Source organism: Acinetobacter courvalinii (assembly GCF_014635545.1).
Taxonomy (GTDB): domain Bacteria; phylum Pseudomonadota; class Gammaproteobacteria; order Pseudomonadales; family Moraxellaceae; genus Acinetobacter; species Acinetobacter courvalinii.
Window position 1 is genome coordinate 1790850 of sequence record NZ_BMDA01000001.1, and the last position, 16950, is coordinate 1807799.

The 16950-nt window shown below is 42.1% G+C and carries 13 protein-coding genes; 11 read left to right on the forward strand and 2 right to left on the reverse strand.

Translation table 11 applies throughout. The features are described 5' to 3' along the window. The first annotated feature begins 36 nt into the window (after nucleotides 1–36). Nucleotides 37–957 carry a DUF8370 family protein gene (locus tag IEV39_RS08200; RefSeq protein ID WP_005284609.1) on the forward strand — a complete coding sequence of 307 codons (921 nt, stop codon included), beginning with the start codon at nucleotides 37–39 and terminating at the stop codon, nucleotides 955–957. Nucleotides 958–1043: 86 nt separating this feature from the next. Here the strand turns inward: IEV39_RS08200 and IEV39_RS08205 are convergent, their stop codons facing one another. Next, a complete protein-coding gene (locus IEV39_RS08205) occupies nucleotides 1044–2240 on the reverse strand; it encodes a multidrug effflux MFS transporter (RefSeq protein ID WP_005284605.1) in 1197 nt (398 codons plus the stop codon). Between the two features lie 75 nt (nucleotides 2241–2315). Next, nucleotides 2316–6146 carry a phosphoribosylformylglycinamidine synthase gene (purL, locus tag IEV39_RS08210; protein ID WP_005284602.1) on the reverse strand — a complete coding sequence of 1277 codons (3831 nt, stop codon included), beginning with the start codon at nucleotides 6144–6146 and terminating at the stop codon, nucleotides 2316–2318. 541 nt (nucleotides 6147–6687) lie between these two features. Here purL and IEV39_RS08215 point away from each other — a divergent pair. The 10 genes from IEV39_RS08215 to tolA all read left to right on the forward strand — a co-directional run bounded on the left by IEV39_RS08215 (nucleotide 6688) and on the right by tolA (nucleotide 16915). Beyond that, nucleotides 6688–8856: a tetratricopeptide repeat protein gene (locus IEV39_RS08215; RefSeq protein ID WP_005284600.1), complete on the forward strand. Its 2169-nt coding sequence runs from the start codon at nucleotides 6688–6690 to the stop codon at nucleotides 8854–8856. Nucleotides 8857–9113: 257 nt separating this feature from the next. Further along, on the forward strand, nucleotides 9114–10454 hold the full coding sequence (locus IEV39_RS08220; protein WP_005229461.1) for a deoxyguanosinetriphosphate triphosphohydrolase: 1341 nt from the start codon (nucleotides 9114–9116) through the stop codon (nucleotides 10452–10454). Then, entirely contained in the window at nucleotides 10454–11128 is a 675-nt protein-coding gene (locus IEV39_RS08225; RefSeq protein ID WP_005284598.1) for a hypothetical protein, read from the forward strand. The genes IEV39_RS08220 and IEV39_RS08225 overlap by 1 nt, the downstream gene beginning before the upstream one ends. 8 nt (nucleotides 11129–11136) lie before the next feature. Further along, a complete protein-coding gene (gene ruvA, locus IEV39_RS08230) occupies nucleotides 11137–11742 on the forward strand; it encodes a Holliday junction branch migration protein RuvA (protein ID WP_005284596.1) in 606 nt (201 codons plus the stop codon). A gap of 7 nt (nucleotides 11743–11749) precedes the next feature. After that, nucleotides 11750–12745, forward strand: a complete 996-nt coding sequence (gene ruvB / locus IEV39_RS08235) for a Holliday junction branch migration DNA helicase RuvB (RefSeq protein WP_005229454.1) — start codon at nucleotides 11750–11752, stop codon at nucleotides 12743–12745. A 91-nt stretch (nucleotides 12746–12836) separates the two neighbouring features. After that, a complete protein-coding gene (locus IEV39_RS08240; RefSeq protein ID WP_005284593.1) occupies nucleotides 12837–13745 on the forward strand; it encodes a hypothetical protein in 909 nt (302 codons plus the stop codon). A gap of 132 nt (nucleotides 13746–13877) precedes the next feature. Continuing rightward, nucleotides 13878–14285, forward strand: coding sequence for a tol-pal system-associated acyl-CoA thioesterase (gene ybgC / locus IEV39_RS08245; protein WP_004771451.1), 408 nt, complete (start codon nucleotides 13878–13880; stop codon nucleotides 14283–14285). 24 nt (nucleotides 14286–14309) lie between these two features. Continuing rightward, nucleotides 14310–15008, forward strand: a complete 699-nt coding sequence (tolQ, locus tag IEV39_RS08250) for a protein TolQ (RefSeq protein ID WP_004771450.1) — start codon at nucleotides 14310–14312, stop codon at nucleotides 15006–15008. After that, nucleotides 15008–15460, forward strand: coding sequence for a protein TolR (gene tolR / locus IEV39_RS08255; RefSeq protein WP_005211482.1), 453 nt, complete (start codon nucleotides 15008–15010; stop codon nucleotides 15458–15460). Before tolQ ends, tolR begins: the two co-directional genes overlap by 1 nt. A gap of 3 nt (nucleotides 15461–15463) precedes the next feature. Then, nucleotides 15464–16915 carry a cell envelope integrity protein TolA gene (gene tolA / locus IEV39_RS08260; RefSeq protein WP_005284586.1) on the forward strand — a complete coding sequence of 484 codons (1452 nt, stop codon included), beginning with the start codon at nucleotides 15464–15466 and terminating at the stop codon, nucleotides 16913–16915. The last annotated feature ends 35 nt before the right edge of the window (nucleotides 16916–16950 follow it).

A 16950-nucleotide genomic window follows, 5' to 3' on the forward strand; every position in this document is an offset into this window, starting at 1 on the left:
TTTTTATTTTTGAATATTTTTTATACGGCTGATTTTATGAAAACTTTTTTAAACCACTTCAATATTCCAGAAAACTATGCTGGAATAGATTTTTTGGATATTAATCTTGAAAAAGATACTCCCTTATTTATTGATAGTTATTATCTAACTTGGTCTAAAAACATCTATTGTCAAAAAGCTTTATCTACCCAAAAAATTTTTATGGAAGAATTAATGCTTTCATTAAAAAATGGTAATGATCAAAAAGCAAGTGAGTTATGCAACCATTTTCCTGAACCTAAATGTACAGGTATAGGTCTTTCAGCAGCGAGTTTTAATGGTAGAGGGTCTGAAAAAATTAAAGTTGAAAAGATTTTACATTCTTTAAAAAAGTCAAAAGCCGCTCAAACTGGTTTATTAGAGGATTTAGAAGAATTAATTTTGGTTACTGAAGGTATTGGTGCAGACACTATTTCAGATATTACTACAAATATTTGTATGAAGCATTTTGCTCAATATACACTTGAAAAATGCAAAGAGCTCAATATTCCAACAGAACTCACTAAAAAAAATTTCTATTATTTTTGCGAACAAGATAAAGAGTGGAAAAAAACTAAATTTGAATTACCTCACGTACCTCTTGGAAAAGAACAGGTACACAGTGCAATTGTATTACTCCCTAACGAGATATTAGATGGTATTATTTCTTATGATACTCAATTCTTTTTTACAAATATTGCAACTCCACTCTATGTTAAGGAAGTATTAAAAAAGCAACCAACAGCTTCATTTATCTACTCAGTAAAAAGTACTAAAGAGCGAAAAGTTAATGTTACTGACATGAGAAATCTGCATCCTGAATATCGTGGTGGTAAAAAAAATATGGATAAACTAATCGCAAGCAATCCAAAACTTTTAAAAGATTACAAAGAAGTTGCACGATCTCGATATATAAAAAGAAAAGGAAAGAAATCGTAATAAACGAAGATTAGAACAAAAATGAAAATTATTTTTATACTTAGTCCAAATCTCTCAGAGAGACTTTGGACTAGGATTCATAGCAATTATTTGGTAGTTATTTTCTTCTCATACAATGTCATCGCAAACGCCAAACCACACAAAATCACAAAGCCACTAGTCATTGGAATCAAAGTACCGTTATACAGCTGCCCAATAATCGAAGCGAGTATTAAAGACAGTACAGATGAAGATGCCCCTATAATCGCCGAAGCCATACCTGCGACATGCCCCATCGGTTCCATGGCAATCGCATTCAGATTTCCAAACAACGTACCAAACAATAAAAACAGAATGCAGGCATACAACATAAACATCCAGAATGAAACGGTTACACCTGCAAGTTGGATGATCAAAAATACCAATGAAATTAAACACAGGCCAAGAAAGCCATAAATACAAATCGGACGCATCCCAAACTTCATCACAATTCTAGAGTTGGTAAAAGACGCAATCCCCATCACACCTGCTAATAAAGCAAAGTAGGCACTGAATTCCTGCCCTGTTTTACCGAATTGCTGCATAAAGATTTGTTGTGAAGTGCCCAGGTAGCCAATAAAACCGCCAAAACAGAAACCTGCACAGAGCAGATAACTCATGGTGGTTTTATTGCTCACTACTTCTTTAAAGCCATCCTTAAAAGCTTGTACCCGCATTGGCAGACGATTCTCAGGCACTAAGGTCTCTTCCAAGCGCAAAGCAACCCATGCTCCCACAACCGTGGCATAGACCATATACAATACAAAAATATCGCGCCAACCAAAGAAATGAATAATCAGTTGTCCCAAACTCGGCGCAATCGCAGGTGCGACCATAAACACCATCATAATCAGCGACATGATGCGTGCCATTTGTGCGCCGCTATATTTATCCCGCACAATTGAAATCGAAGCGACATAAGGTCCAGAAACACCGACACCCTGAATAAAACGACCCAGCAAAAACCATTCAAAACTTTGGGTGGAATAGCACAACAAGCTTCCTAAAAAGTAAATCACGATGCCTGTAAATAAAATCCGTTTTCGCCCAATCGCATCGGACAATGGCCCTGCTATCAATTGACCGATGGTCATTCCAGAGAAAATACTGATGATGACCCATTGCGCCTGATTACTATTTTGCAGGATAAAAACACGACCAATTTCACCCAGTGCAGGTAAAACCGCATCAATTGAAAATGAGACGATGGACATCAGTAATGCCATCAATAGTGCAAATTCATGGAAATGGATTTTTGATTTCATTTTTCTTGTCCATTGATAGATTATTGTATTTGGAATTAAATAAGCCACCTGACGGTGGCTTATGGCATGGATTGATTAACCAATAAATTTACGTGCGTTACGGAACATACGTAACCAGGCACCATCTTCTGCCCAGTCTTCTGGCTTCCAAGAATGCTGTAAAGCACGGAAATTACGTTCTGGATGCGGCATCATCACTGTTGCACGACCATCTTTAGAGGTTAAGCCTGTAATTGCTTCAGGTGAACCATTCGGGTTCAACGGATAATGTTGAGTTGGATTACCCAAGCTATCTACATAACGCAAGATCACTTGGTTCTCAGCATTTAAAGCTGCAATTTGCTGTTCAGTTGCAACCAGACGGCCTTCACCATGCGCAACCGCGATTGGTAAAATCGAACCTTGCATATCTTCAAGCAAGACCGACACCGATTTTTCTACACGAACGTTCACGGCACGCGCTTCAAATACTTCTGAGGTATTACGGTGGAAACGGCCCCAATGCTCTGCACCCGGAATCAGTGGTGCAAGTTGCGACATCATTTGACAGCCATTACATACGCCTAAGCTGAAGGTGCTCTCACGATGGAAGAACTGTTCAAACTGGTCACGTAACTTGGCATTGAACAAGACTGATTTTGCCCAGCCACCGCCAGCACCCATGACATCACCATACGAGAAGCCACCACATGCCACTAGACCTTCAAAATCGCTCAAGCTGACACGACCTGCAAGCAAGTCACTCATATGTACGTCGATGGTATTGAAGCCAACTTTGTCAAATGCAGCAGCCATTTCAACGTGACCATTGACACCTTGCTCACGCAAGATGGCCATGTTTGGACGACGTGTATTGATAAACGGCGCTTCAACAGGCTCATTCAAATCATAAGTTGCTTGTGCAATCAAACCTTTATGGTTTTTATCTGCGATTAATGCAAACTCTTGATCCGCAGTTTCTACGTTGTCACGTAAGCGTTGGATCTGATGCGATACTTCTGCCCATGCTTGTTGCAATTCAGCACGCTCTAGCGTTAAACCATTGACTGCCAATTGATCCGTGCTATTTACACGACCAACCACTGCAATGGCATCTTTCAGACTAGAGGCTGCAACCTCAACTTCTAACTGTGCCCAATCCGCCGCTGTGATTTGCAGCACCGCACCAATTTCTTCAGCAAACAAGCTTTCAGTGCTTTGATTTTCTAAAGCAACACCCAAGCGTGAAGCAAACATCATTTCAGCAACAGTCGCGAGTAAACCACCATCACCGATGTCATGATAAGCCTTAATCACACCACGATTGTTCCAGTCCTGAATCAGGGCAAAGAATGCTTTGAAGTCATCAAAACTATCGACATCAGGTGTCACTGAACCAATGGCTTTATACACCTGTGCCAAGATCGAACCACCTAGGCGGAACTGGCCTTTAGATAGGTCAATACGCACCAGTACTGAATCTTCTAAATTTTTAAGTTCAGGTGTTAAAGTTTTACGTACATCCAATACAGGTGCAAATGCAGTAATGACACCCGACATTGGCGAAGTCACGGCTTTCTCTTCACCATCGTTCCACGTCGTACGCATTGAAAGTGAATCTTTACCGACTGGAATTGCGATGCCTAAAGCAGGACACATTTCCATACCAATCGCTTTCACACCTTCAAACAAGGCTTGGTCTTCACCTTTTTGACCCGCCGCTGCCATCCAGTTCGCAGAAAGCTTGATATCGCTGATTTGTTCGATGTTGGCACACGCAATGTTGGTAATCGCTTCCGCAACTGCTAAACGTGCAGATGCAGCCGGATTCAACAACGCGACTGGTGGACGTTCACCCATTGCCATTGCTTCACCAGTGAAACCTTGCAAACTTGTGGTGGTAACTGCTGCATCGGCAACAGGTACCTGCCAGCGACCCACCATCTGGTCACGTGCAACCATACCGGTAATCGAACGGTCACCGATGGTGATCAGGAATGATTTAGATGCAACGGTTGGATTTTTCAAGACGCGGAAAATCGCATCTTTCAAATCAACTTTTGCAGCATCAAAGTCATTGCCAGTACGTTCAATCGTTTCATAGGCACGTTGCATACGTGGCGTACCGCCCAACATCACTTGCATTGGAATGTCGACCGCATTGTTGTCAAACAAAGGATCTTCAACAGTTAAGTGACGCGCTTCAGTCGCTTCACCCAACACTGCAAACGGGCAACGCTCACGTGCACAGATTTCTTCAAACTGTTCTAAAGACTCTGGACGAATCGCAAGTACATAACGCTCTTGTGCTTCGTTTGACCAGATTTCCATCGGGCTCATACCTGGCTCTAAAGATGGAATCTTACGAAGATTCAATACCGCACCTAACTCATGATCATTCACCAGCTCAGGCATGGCATTGGATAAACCGCCCGCACCCACGTCATGTACAGACACGATCGGGTTAAAGTCTTCCAAGCGCCAGCAAGTATCGATGACTTCCTGGCAACGGCGTTCCATTTCCGGGTTTTCACGTTGTACAGAAGCAAAGTCTAAACTTTCACCCATGGTACCGCTGTCTACAGAAGACGCCGCGCCACCACCAAGACCAATCAACATGGCAGGACCGCCCAATACAATGAGCAAGTCACCCGGTTGAATCGCATCTTTTTCAACATGGTCAGGACGAATGTTACCGTAACCACCTGCAATCATGATTGGCTTATGGAAGCCTTTCACTTCACCGTTCACATTCTGTTCGAAAGTACGGAAATAACCATTTAATGCAGGGCGACCGAATTCGTTGTTAAACGCAGCACCACCCAATGGACCTTCAATCATGATTTGTAATGGCGATGCCATACGTGAAGGTTTGCCGTAGTTTTCTTCCCACGGTTGTTCAAAACCAGGAATATTCAAGTTTGAAACGGTAAAGCCCGTTAAGCCTGCTTTTGGTTTACCACCACGACCGGTTGCACCTTCGTCACGGATTTCACCGCCCGAACCTGTTGCAGCACCTGCAAATGGCGCAATTGCAGTTGGATGGTTGTGTGTTTCCACCTTCATCAGGATATGAGCAGCCTGGCTCTTATATTTATAAACGAAGTGGCCATTTTCATCCGCTTTCGGATAAAAACGCATGGTGTCATAACCCACGATCACAGACGCGTTATCTTTATATGCCGATAATACATCGGTTGGCGATTCTTTATAGGTATTCTTGATCATCTGGAACAAGGACAATGGTTGTTTCTCACCATCAATTGTCCATTCTGAACCAAAGATTTTATGACGACAGTGTTCAGAGTTTGCTTGAGCAAACATCATCAATTCGATATCGTTTGGATTACGACCGAGCTTGGTAAAAGCTTCGGTAAGGTAATCAATTTCCTGCTCAGATAAAGCAAAGCCAAACTCATTGTTGGCTTTGACTAATGCTTCTTTACCTTGACCCAAGATGTCAATTGAGTTTAACGGCTTCGGTGCGGTTTCCGAGAATAACGCTTTTGCATCATCAATATGAGCAAAAACGCTTTCTGTCATACGGTCATGTAAGGCCAGTTTCACTTCGTTTGAAATCTCTTTCACCCCTTTCAAGGTAAATAACAGACCACGTTCCAAACGGTGAACCGGGGTATTACAGTTTTTGAAAATATCTGTTGCTTTAGATGACCACGGCGAGATTGTCCCGACACGCGGTGTCACTAAAATCTGGATTTCATCACTTGCAGCTTGGCGAAGTTCGAAAGATTGACCATCGTTTAAAAGTTGTAATGCCGATTGATGTTGCTGCTCGTTGAGCGCTTGATCAAACAAATAAACCCACTGGCTGTCAAAAGATTGAACAGAACTCATTGACGTTAATCGGTTTAAGAGTTGAGCTTTCTTGAAAGAAGAATGTGCTGATGCACCGGCCACGATAAACATGTTGACTTTGGCTCCACGGGCGGGTCTAACGAACCTACCACAATGTGACTTATAAGAGAGCGCATATTCTACTGTGAAAGGCGCTTTTCAGCTAGCCATATCCATCTTAAAAATCAGAGTTTTCTGCTTCAAATGACTTAATTTATTGTAGCTTTATCCATTTTACTTTATTCGTAACAATTCATTTACTGCAAGGGACAAAATATCGGTGCATTCCAAATTTGGTTTCCTGATCTGGCAGCAAATACCACACACCCAGTCAAGCCGACCATAAAACGACTTTTCTATACGCTGATGCGCCGGTCTATCTCAGCAGAGATCACAACAAGCTCAGCCACTCGATAAATACGGTGGAATGGGTGCATCGCTTAAACCCTACACCAGTGCCTATCTCCTGTTTATCTCAATAGCTAAGCTTTAATTTTCTCAGCTCTATTGGTCATGACCCGGATCAGATCAATAGCTTGATAGTAACTTGCCTGAAAAAATATATAATACAGACCTGTCTTCCTAACAACTTAGAACGGCCTAGAGAGCTTCAATGAATAAGCAAATAATCGAGCAACTATTTAAACAAAAGAAAATTTCCCAATGTATTGAAGCTGCTGAAGAATATCTAACAGAACATCCCAACGACCTGGATACCCTCAAGACCATGCTGGACTATCTGTTTGAGCATGAAGCCTCTTTGGAAAGTAAAACTCAACCTCTCTCCTTGCTGAATAGTGAACATGCAGATCAATATAAAGCGCTGATACAACGCCTTTATCAGCAGGAAAATGAGAAAGAAGCAGCACTGCGTTATTATTTATTGCTCGCCAAACAACAGAAAGATGTAAACGATTTCTTAAAATATGATGCTGAATATACTGAGCTTTATCAGCAACAGTATGCTCATAACCGTGAATGTCGCGATATCATGATTTCACAGCTTTGGCTCGACAAAGTGTATTTTTTAGCGTCACAACAACATCCTGACTTAATCACGCAAATCGAAAATGGTATTGATCTGCTCTCTGTTGAAGATGAAACCGAGTATTTGCATTTGGCAGAAATTGCGTATGAGCATCAAGAAATCACGCTGGCGCAAAAAATATTATTAAAACTGATTAAAGGATTAAATTACCAACCCGAAGTCCCAACCGGACTAGTCCGCTGGTATCACCGCTTTGAAGAGCTGATTAACAACGGTTATGAGCATCCGGAAGTGCGCTATTACCAAATCATTATTGAGCGGAACTATTATGAACAACTCAATAAGACAGAATCTGCCTATTACCAACGCAGTTTAAGCACCATAGAAAAATATCCAGATGAGGCTGCTGCTTTGCATTTTGCTGGAACTTATCTGTATGAAAGCGAACAATATCAGCAAGCATTCACTTATCTGGAAAAAGCCCAAGCCTTAAAACCGGATGTTGTGACCTGGCGTAGATGGCTGGAATCAAAATATCTGCTGCAACAATCCATCAATCTGGATGTGCCGGTATTCAGCACGGCCCTGCCCAGAGATCTCTATGCTGCAGGGGTGAGTCTAAACGAGTTTTATGAGGAAAATTACGATTTCGATGATCAGATCACATCCGAGCTGACTCATTTAAATTGTGAAATTTATCGTCAGTCTTATCACGCCTTTAAACAATACTATGAGCAGAATAAATACCCAAGCGACTATCATGGTAATTACCATTATTTTGCGATGTGTTGTAATAACTATGCCATCAAGCTGATCAGAACCGGACACTATGATCAGGCAGCTGCTATTGCTACAGAAGGATTAAATTACTCCGAGTTTATGGAATTACATTTTACCCGAATCTGGGCTTATAAAGAGGCGCAAAATTACCAAGACATGGAGCATGCCTTAGCAGAATATTTTGAAAAATATGATGAAAGCTGTGTGCCATTTACTGAACATCAAATTCGGGTGGCAGAGTATGTGGCCTGCAAAGCAAAATTAGGCAAAATCGACAATATTCAGGAAGAAGCTGAAAAAGTCCTGTTTCAGCTATATCAATATGCTGCTAAGAAACCTCATCTGCATGATGAAGATTATCGCAACCTACAGGTGGCAGAATGTGCCGTAGAGAATCTGATTTATGAACTGTATGAAGATCAGGATGCATTGATTCGCAAAGACTATTATGAAAGTGTTACTACGCGCTTCCCTCTCGCGTCTCAACCCCATTATGTGTTAATGCAGGTCTATAATGAGTTAGAGGATTATGAAAATATAAATGCATCCGCTTATCGCTATTTAAAGTTGAAACGCAGTTTTATGATGGCACAACAGGACTGGGACAAGACGATTTACCTGATCATTAAAAGTTACTGCTTACTTGAACAACATGAGCAAGCAATCCAGTTTTATCAGCATCATGCAGCCAGAATAGAGCAGGAATTTGATCCAGAAGATTTTCCTTCGCTCAATCAATACCTGATGAAAAGCTTTCTCAGATTGGGTGATTTTGCAATGGTACATCAGTTGGCTGAACAGTCTCGAATGATTTATAAACAGCAAGCCTGGGCCTATAATGACCTTATGGAATATATCTATCTGCTTGAAGCTGAAGCATACTATAACAGCGGTCAGATCAAACAGGCGCACCAACATCTGGATCATATCCTGTCATATAGCGACCATATCCCTATTGCTGCGCACTACAAGAAGTCATGGAAAAAACCGGGCTTCTTCTCCAGATTTTTTTAAGCTCAATTAAATGACATTGGTCAGACTTATCTATAGGTTTTTATTTAATGTATGAATAAGTCAGATCTTTTGTCTGACTTGCTAGGACGTTTCGCGATAAGCCTGCTGCTTGTGGGCTGTTTATTGTGCAGGATAGAAGTCGCTTCGATAGCCTTAAGCCCCTAAAACAAGCAGCAAGACAATTTATGTCGCCCTACTCTAGTGCTTTAATCTTTTTTTTGGCATGATGAAACTGAATTCATAGTGAATAATGATAAATGGAACAAATGCGTTGGTTAGAATTGCTTTCTGCAATTCGTTTAGGCAGTAAAAAAAGCAGTACCGAATTGGCTCGAAGCCCATTCCATAAAGATTACGACAGAATTATATTTTCCCAAAGCTTTCGCCAACTGAATAGAAAAACCCAGGTTCACCCGCTTACACAACACGATGGTATTCATACCCGCCTTACTCACTCACTGGAAGTGTCTTGTATCGGCCGCTCACTCGGCATGCTTGCGGCTGAAAAAATTAAAGATGAATTACCCATGTGGATCTCACCTGCCGATGTCGGGGCGATCATTCAGGCGGCGTGTCTGGCCCATGATATTGGCAATCCACCCTTTGGTCATGCCGGTGAATATGCCATTCGTGAATGGTTTGATGATGCCTCTCATCGGGACTTCCTCACCAAACTGACACCTGAAGAACAAGCCGATGTGCGTCAATTCGAGGGCAATGCCCAAGGACTTCGCCTACTTAGCCGGATTGATTATCATCCAGATGATGGTGGAATGCGCCTGACCTGTGCCACGCTAGGCGCTTATTTAAAATATCCTTGGCTATCCAAAACCATTGAAGAACAAGGTGATACGCCTTCCCATCAACGGGCAAAATTTGGTTGCTATCAATCTGAAAAAGAAATTTTAAAACAACTGGCTGAACAGCTTGGCCTGATTCAACTCGGTGAATATCATTATTGCCGTCATCCTCTGACCTATTTATTAGAAGCTGCTGATGACATGTGTTATGCGCTGATTGATCTGGAAGATGGCATTATTCTGAATATGTTGAACTATGCCGAAGTTGAGCCGATTTTTCTGAACCTGATTGCCGATTATGGTTATCCCGAGGAACTCCATTTACCGCATACCACCTGGCAGCAGAAGATCGCAGCTTTACGCGGTCGCGTCATGAAGCGTTTGGTCGATGAAGTCACCACTGCTTTTGCCAAGCATCACTTTGAAATTCTGACAGGCCAGCTCAAAGGTAGCCTGTTACAATATTGTTCGCCGGATATTGAAGCCGGTATTCAAACCGCCAAGAATCTTGCCAGAGACCGTATCTTTGAACATCCTCAAAAATCCGGTTTAGAAATTATTGCACATCAAAGTTTGCAAACCATTCTGGATGCCTTTATTCCCCTGACCATGCCACATAAGGCACTCAGCTTTAAAGAGCAGCGATTGATGTCAATTTTGCAACATTCAGGCGTAAATCTGCAAAACAACCATTATAATAATATTATGCAAGTTCTTGATATTATTAGCAAGTTCTCAGACCATCAGGCTTATAGTCTGGCGCAAGAGTTGCAAGGCAATAAAATAGGCTTTTTTTAATGAAGCGGTTTCTTGATGACGGGAAGACTTGGGGTACTTTTGCGAAGTATCCTATTTTAGTTGTATGTCCTTTCTGCCAGAGTCATGCACGAGTAATTCAACCCGAACAAAATAATCAGACTGAAAAAAAAATAATTTTTAGTTGTATATTCTGCTGTAAAACTTTTGATCAAGACCAGCAGCAACAAAACAACTTAGGCTATTTTGACGAGATCAACGTAGAAATTAATCAAACCTGTACTTGTAAACGTGGGAAATATTACTTTTCCCACTCTTATGCTCGGCCCAGTATTCTTCCCCCTTTTATCAAACTGAATTGTACTTTCTGCCAAAAAGAGCAAGTGTATGATTCCCCTTATCCGTCATTGACCTATAAAATCTCGAGAAAATCCGGGTTTGAAATCAATAAAGATCCTTTCTTTGACTATCGGCTGTATCTCACCACAGAAACAAGGCATGGTCTTATTTTCGTGTATAACACAGAACAGTTAAATGATTTGAAAGCTTACATCTCTGCTGAGCTCAGACAGAGAAGCTATACCAATAAGAATAAAACTTACTTAAGCCGATTGCCTGCCTGGATAAAATCCGCACGAAATCGCAAAGAAATCCTGAAAGCTATTTTGCGTTTAGAACAAATGGCTACTACTATTCAACCATTAACAAATAAGTGAAAGATTCAATGATCGGATGTTTGATTGGCGAAGTGTTTGCCCTGGAAGCCCCAACCGTATTACTCAATGTAAATGGTGTAGGTTATGAAATTGACACCCCACTTTCGACATTTTGCCAATTACAAAAAGGACAAAAAGTCACGTTATGGACCCATTTAGTGGTTCGTGAAGATGCGCAGCAACTGTATGGTTTTAGCGATGCTCAGGAAAAAACCATTTTCCGCACACTGCTCAAAGTCAACGGTGTAGGGCCTAAAATGGCACTCGGTATTCTTTCAACCTTGAGTGTTGAATTACTGATTCATACCATTGAACATGACGATGTAAATACCCTGATTAAAGTTCCGGGTGTAGGTAAAAAAACTGCTGAACGCTTAATGATTGAATTACGTGATCGTTTTAAAGCATTGGCCCATCCTGCAGGTGGCTCAAGCAATGCTGCGGCAACGCAAATCCAGTTCATGTCCAACTCGCCTGTTGCTGAAGCCGAAGCCGCATTACAATCACTCGGTTATAAGCCGGCTGAAGCACAAAAAGCCGTTGCTGCCGTTAAAGCAGATTATACTGAGTCAGCCGACATTATCCGTGCTGCGCTTAAATCCATGATGAAGTAATAGATATATGCAAGATCGTCTTATTAGCGGAACAGAAAAACCTGAAGATCATTTTGATCGTGCCATTCGCCCTACGTCTTTGGCTGATTATATCGGTCAACCTGTGGTGCGTGAGCAAATGGAAATCTTCATTGGCGCGGCCCGTGGTCGTGGTGAGGCACTTGATCATACTCTGATCTTTGGCCCACCAGGCTTGGGTAAAACCACCTTGGCGAATATTATCGCGCGTGAAATGGGCGGTAATTTAAAATCGACTTCTGGTCCAGTGTTAGAGCGTGCTGGCGATTTGGCTGCCATGCTGACCAATCTGGAAGAAGGTGATGTTCTGTTTATTGACGAAATCCATCGTCTTTCACCCGTGATTGAAGAAATTCTGTATCCGGCGATGGAAGATTATCAGCTGGATATCATGATCGGTGAAGGCCCTGCTGCCCGCTCAATCAAGCTCGATCTACCTGCGTTTACTTTAGTTGCAGCTACAACACGTGCAGGTCTACTCACTTCGCCGTTACGTGACCGTTTTGGGATTGTGCAACGCTTAGAGTTCTATTCAGTTGAGGATTTGACCCATATCGTGACACGTTCTGCCAATCTGATGGACGTGCCGATTACCCACGAGGGTTCAACCGAAATCGCCCGCCGTGCACGCGGCACTCCACGTATTGCCAACCGTTTATTACGTCGTGTTCGTGACTATGCCCAAGTCAAAGGCACAGGTGAAGTGACTCAAGACATGGCACAACGTGCTTTAGACATGCTCAATGTCGATAAAGCAGGTTTAGATACGCTCGATCGACGTTATCTCAGTATGTTGCTGGAACGTTTTGAAGGTCGACCAACTGGTGTGGAAGCTTTAGCCGCAGCGATGGCAGAAGACAGTGGAACGCTGGAAGATGTGATTGAACCGTATTTAATTCAGCAAGGATATGTGATGCGGACGGCACGCGGTCGTATTGCAACCAATATGGCGTATTTACAATTTGGTATGACGCCACCTGAGTAATATAAATATTTTCAATTAAACCCTTCATATAATGAGATGATTGGAATAGCATATCCATGATTTTAATCATCTCATTATTTTTAGGGTAAAAATGAAAATTAAAACTTTAACTGCCGTATTTGTGAGTAGTTTATTTCTAGCAGCCTGTGGGGGCGGAAATGATAATGCAGATAATAGCAATTCATTTCAAGGAAAAGAAAAACTAGATTATAGCAAACCAGAAAATCTTGAAATAATTTATGCACCCATTATCAATTTATCAAGCATTAATGGAAATCAGCTGATTGATACCATCACGCTTGCTGAATCTGTTTTTTATTTAATACAAGGCGGAGAACAATCCGGCTATAAGGCATCTTGCCGTAACAAAGGCGGTAGTTTCAGCAAAGATCGCCAAAGTGTTACCCTCAATAAATGTGAACTCCAATTTACAAAAGATGGAATTACACAGCCTATCTTTGAGGAACCCATGTTTTTATCTGGAAAGATTAATACTCAGGGTTATTGGGTAGAGAATAACTTTAAAATTGATACGACACTCACTCAGTTTAAAGTAGAAATGGACAACGAAACAACCACCTATAGCGGTAGCAAAAGTAGCCTGTCTTATTTCCCTGATTCACGTCCATTTAAATATGACATCAGTAAAATCGATTTTACTTGGACCGATAAAAACTATACAGAAATTTATAAACTCACTAACTATAGTTTTGAACCTTGGCCTGCCGGATCTATCACCAAAGGAAGCTTAACCGGAATATCGAATAACAAAGAATTCTCGGTGAATTTTAACAATCAAATCAAATTTGGAAGTGTTGAGGATGCACTGGCTTTTTATCCAAGTTTTGCTGAAATTGTAATTGAGGATAGTAGCAACCGTAGAAATTCTATTACCATTACCAGAACCACTGATTATAAAGCTTTAATGCGTGCCTATTCTAACGGTTCAAGCGTAACTGGCTTTCCTAAAGTTGTAGACTGGCAAGATTTAAATTATTAGAAAAAGACCCTCCTCGGAGGGCTTCTTTTTTATCAAGTTCAACAATATGTTATTTATTACTATTTCCATCTTCGAATTGACCCCCTATCATTCCCTGATTGCTGCCGACTGAGCATGGAAATAGGTAAAAACATGGCTAATCATTTTGAATTTAAAATTCGCGTTTACATCGAAGATACAGATGCAGGTGGTATCGTCTATCACGCCAACCATATCCGTTTTATGGAACGTGCGCGCACTGAATGGTTACGTGCTGCGGGTGTAGATCATTACTGGCATCAACAAGATTACAACTTTGTAGTGCACCAGATTCAGGTCAAATATGTACGACCTATATTAATGGATGATTTAATTACCGTTACAGCACGTGTTATTTCGTGTAAAGCCGCATCATTTGTGTTGCAACAAAATATTTATCGTGGTGAAATCTTGCTGGCTTCAGGTGAGGTTGTGTTGGCATGTTTAAACAAAGAGTTAATGCCACGTCGACTTCCTGATGAAATTCGTGACCTGATTCAAAAAGAATTGGCACAGGACTAAAATAAACTTTCGGCACAGTAACTTATGGCAACTAATTTAGAATCTTCTCTACACATCTCCGACCTTATTTTACAAGCAAGTCCTGTTGTACAGCTGGTCATGCTAATCTTATTACTTGCTTCGATTTATAGCTGGTATCTGATTGCAAAATTACATATGGGCTTCAAAAAAGCAGGACAAGATGATGAGCATTTTCAAAAGATGTTCTGGTCAGGTGCCGAATTAAATACCCTTTATAACAATGCTCAACTCAACTCTAAACGTCGTGGTTTGGAAGATATCTTCTATCAAGGGTTGGGTGAGTTTTTTAAATTACAAAAACGTAAAGCAGATACCAACCAGACTATCGAAGGAACTGAACGTATCCTTCGTGTCGGTTTAAGCCGTGATCAAGGTGGTTTGGAGCAAGGTTTAGGTGCGTTGGCAAGCATTGGTTCGGTTGCACCTTATATCGGTTTATTCGGTACTGTCTGGGGTATCATGAATGCCTTCATCGGTCTGGCTGCAGTTGATCAAGTCACTTTAGCCACCGTTGCACCGGGTATTGCCGAGGCCCTTATCGCTACCGCAATCGGCTTATTTGCAGCCATTCCAGCGGTACTTGCGTTTAACCACTATACCGCCAAAGGTGAATCAATCTATTCAGACCGTGCCTTATTTGCAGAAGAAATGGTTGCTCTTTTACAGCGTCAAGCAATTGGAACGACACAGGAAGATGCATAATGGCGATTCAACGATCTGGACGTTTTGAGCGGATTAAGAAACCACTAAAAAGCGATATGAACGTGGTTCCTTATATCGACGTCATGTTGGTGCTACTGGTTATTTTTATGGTGACCGCACCCATGATTACCAGTGGTATCAAAGTGGATTTACCTCAAGCCAATAACCATCCAATTGAATCTAAAGACATGCCAGCAATGGTCACGATTGGTAAAGATGGTGATATCTTTTTGCAATATCAAGAACACAAAGGCAGCGAACCGCTATCACTTGCCCAGCTTGAAACCCTTTTAAGTGAGGCACAAACTCAAGCCGAGCAAGAAAATAAGCAACTGACTGTTCTGGTGAATGGTGATAAATCTCGTCCTTATGGTGAAGTGGTTTCACTGATGGCGAGTCTACAAGAAGCCGGCCTAACTCAAGTTGGCTTACTGACTGAGCCGTTAAAATAAGCTATGAAAAAATTTCAAGAGCCGCCTTTTAAACAAAATGCGATTGCACTGGGTTTCACACTCGGTGTGCATGCAATCGCGATTGTTGGCTTACTGTTTTTAGGCTTGAGTAAAGCACCAGAAGAGCCTAAAAAACTCACCACTATTTTGGTGAAGCCAGAAGATTTACCTTCATCGCTACAACAGCCTGAACAACAGGTCACGGCTGACAAACAGGCACCAGAAGTGGTCAGTCCGAATGTAGATCCGACCCTACCTGAAAATATTCCTGTAGCCCCTCCACCACCAACGGCTCAACAACTTGCAGCCGAGAAGCAAAAGGCAGCACAAGCACAGCAGGCAAAATTAGCTGAACAAAAACGTAAAGCTGAAGAAGCTGCTCGCGCTCAGCAAGAGGAACAACAACGTAAACTTGCAGAAGCACAAGCACAAAAACAACGTGCAGATGTTGAAGCAAAACGTCAGGCCGATACGAAAGCAAAAAATGAAGCTGAAGCAAAACGCCAAGCCGATGCAAAAGCTAAAAATGAAGCTGAAGCAAAACGCAGAGCTGAACAAAATGCGAAAGCTGAAGCAGATGCTAAAGCTCGTCAGAAAGCAGAGCAAGATGCCAAGTTAAAACAGCAGAAAGCGGCTGAAAATGCCAAGCTTCAAGCTCAGCAGGACGCGAAACGTAAAGCTGAGGCAGATGCCAAACGCAAGGCCGACGCAGATGCAAAAGCCAAAGCGGATGCAGATGCTAAACGCAAAGCTGATACAGATGCGAAACGTAAAGCGGATGCAGATGCGAAACGCAAAGCTGACGCGGATGCCAAACGCAAAGCCGATGCAGATGCGAAACGTAAAGCAGATGCCGATGCGAAAGCAAAAGCTGACGCAGATGCCAAACGCAAAGCTGACGCAGATGCCAAACGCAAAGCTGATGCCGATGCAAAAGCTGACGCAGATGCCAAACGCAAAGCTGATGCAGACGCGAAACGTAAAGCGGATGCCGATGCCAAACGTAAGGCTGATGCAGATGCCAAAGCGAAAGCTGACGCGGATGCCAAACGCAAGGCCGATGCCGATGCAAAAGCCAAAGCTGAGGCAGACGCGAAACGTAAAGCTGAGGCAGAAGCCGACGCAAAAGCCGCTGCTGCTAAAAAAGCGGAACAGGATGCAGCTCAGAAAAAAGCCGATGCAAAACGCATCGCCTCAACAGCTAAACGGGATTTTGAACAAAAAATCTATCGTGCATGGAATATGCCTGCTGGTTCATCAGGTCAGCGTGCCAGTGCACGTGTTACCTTGAGCGATAGCGGTGCTGTATTATCAGTTGTTGTTTCTGCAAGCGATCCAGACGTGAAAGCAAGTGTAGAAGCTGCAGTTCGTGCTGCTGCACCTTATCCAATGCCAGATGATCCTGTTGCACGCCGTGAGGCAAGAAGCTTTACTTCAAGTTTTACTGCAAAATAGTAATGAATAGTTAACGTTATAGGCTTTTAATAGCA

Bases quoted from the DNA above. Each gene is read 5' to 3' on its own strand.
- tolA (WP_005284586.1), top strand. From the start codon at position 15,464: ATGAAAAAATTTCAAGAGCCGCCTTTTAAACAAAATGCGATTGCACTG.
- IEV39_RS08200 (WP_005284609.1), top strand. From the start codon at position 37: ATGAAAACTTTTTTAAACCACTTCAATATTCCAGAAAACTATGCTGGA.
- IEV39_RS08240 (WP_005284593.1), top strand. From the start codon at position 12,837: ATGAAAATTAAAACTTTAACTGCCGTATTTGTGAGTAGTTTATTTCTA.
- ruvB (WP_005229454.1), top strand. From the start codon at position 11,750: ATGCAAGATCGTCTTATTAGCGGAACAGAAAAACCTGAAGATCATTTT.
- IEV39_RS08205 (WP_005284605.1), bottom strand. From the start codon at position 2,240: ATGAAATCAAAAATCCATTTCCATGAATTTGCACTATTGATGGCATTA.
- IEV39_RS08220 (WP_005229461.1), top strand. From the start codon at position 9,114: ATGGAACAAATGCGTTGGTTAGAATTGCTTTCTGCAATTCGTTTAGGC.
- purL (WP_005284602.1), bottom strand. From the start codon at position 6,146: ATGTTTATCGTGGCCGGTGCATCAGCACATTCTTCTTTCAAGAAAGCT.
- ybgC (WP_004771451.1), top strand. From the start codon at position 13,878: ATGGCTAATCATTTTGAATTTAAAATTCGCGTTTACATCGAAGATACA.
- tolQ (WP_004771450.1), top strand. From the start codon at position 14,310: ATGGCAACTAATTTAGAATCTTCTCTACACATCTCCGACCTTATTTTA.
- IEV39_RS08215 (WP_005284600.1), top strand. From the start codon at position 6,688: ATGAATAAGCAAATAATCGAGCAACTATTTAAACAAAAGAAAATTTCC.
- IEV39_RS08225 (WP_005284598.1), top strand. From the start codon at position 10,454: ATGAAGCGGTTTCTTGATGACGGGAAGACTTGGGGTACTTTTGCGAAG.
- ruvA (WP_005284596.1), top strand. From the start codon at position 11,137: ATGATCGGATGTTTGATTGGCGAAGTGTTTGCCCTGGAAGCCCCAACC.
- tolR (WP_005211482.1), top strand. From the start codon at position 15,008: ATGGCGATTCAACGATCTGGACGTTTTGAGCGGATTAAGAAACCACTA.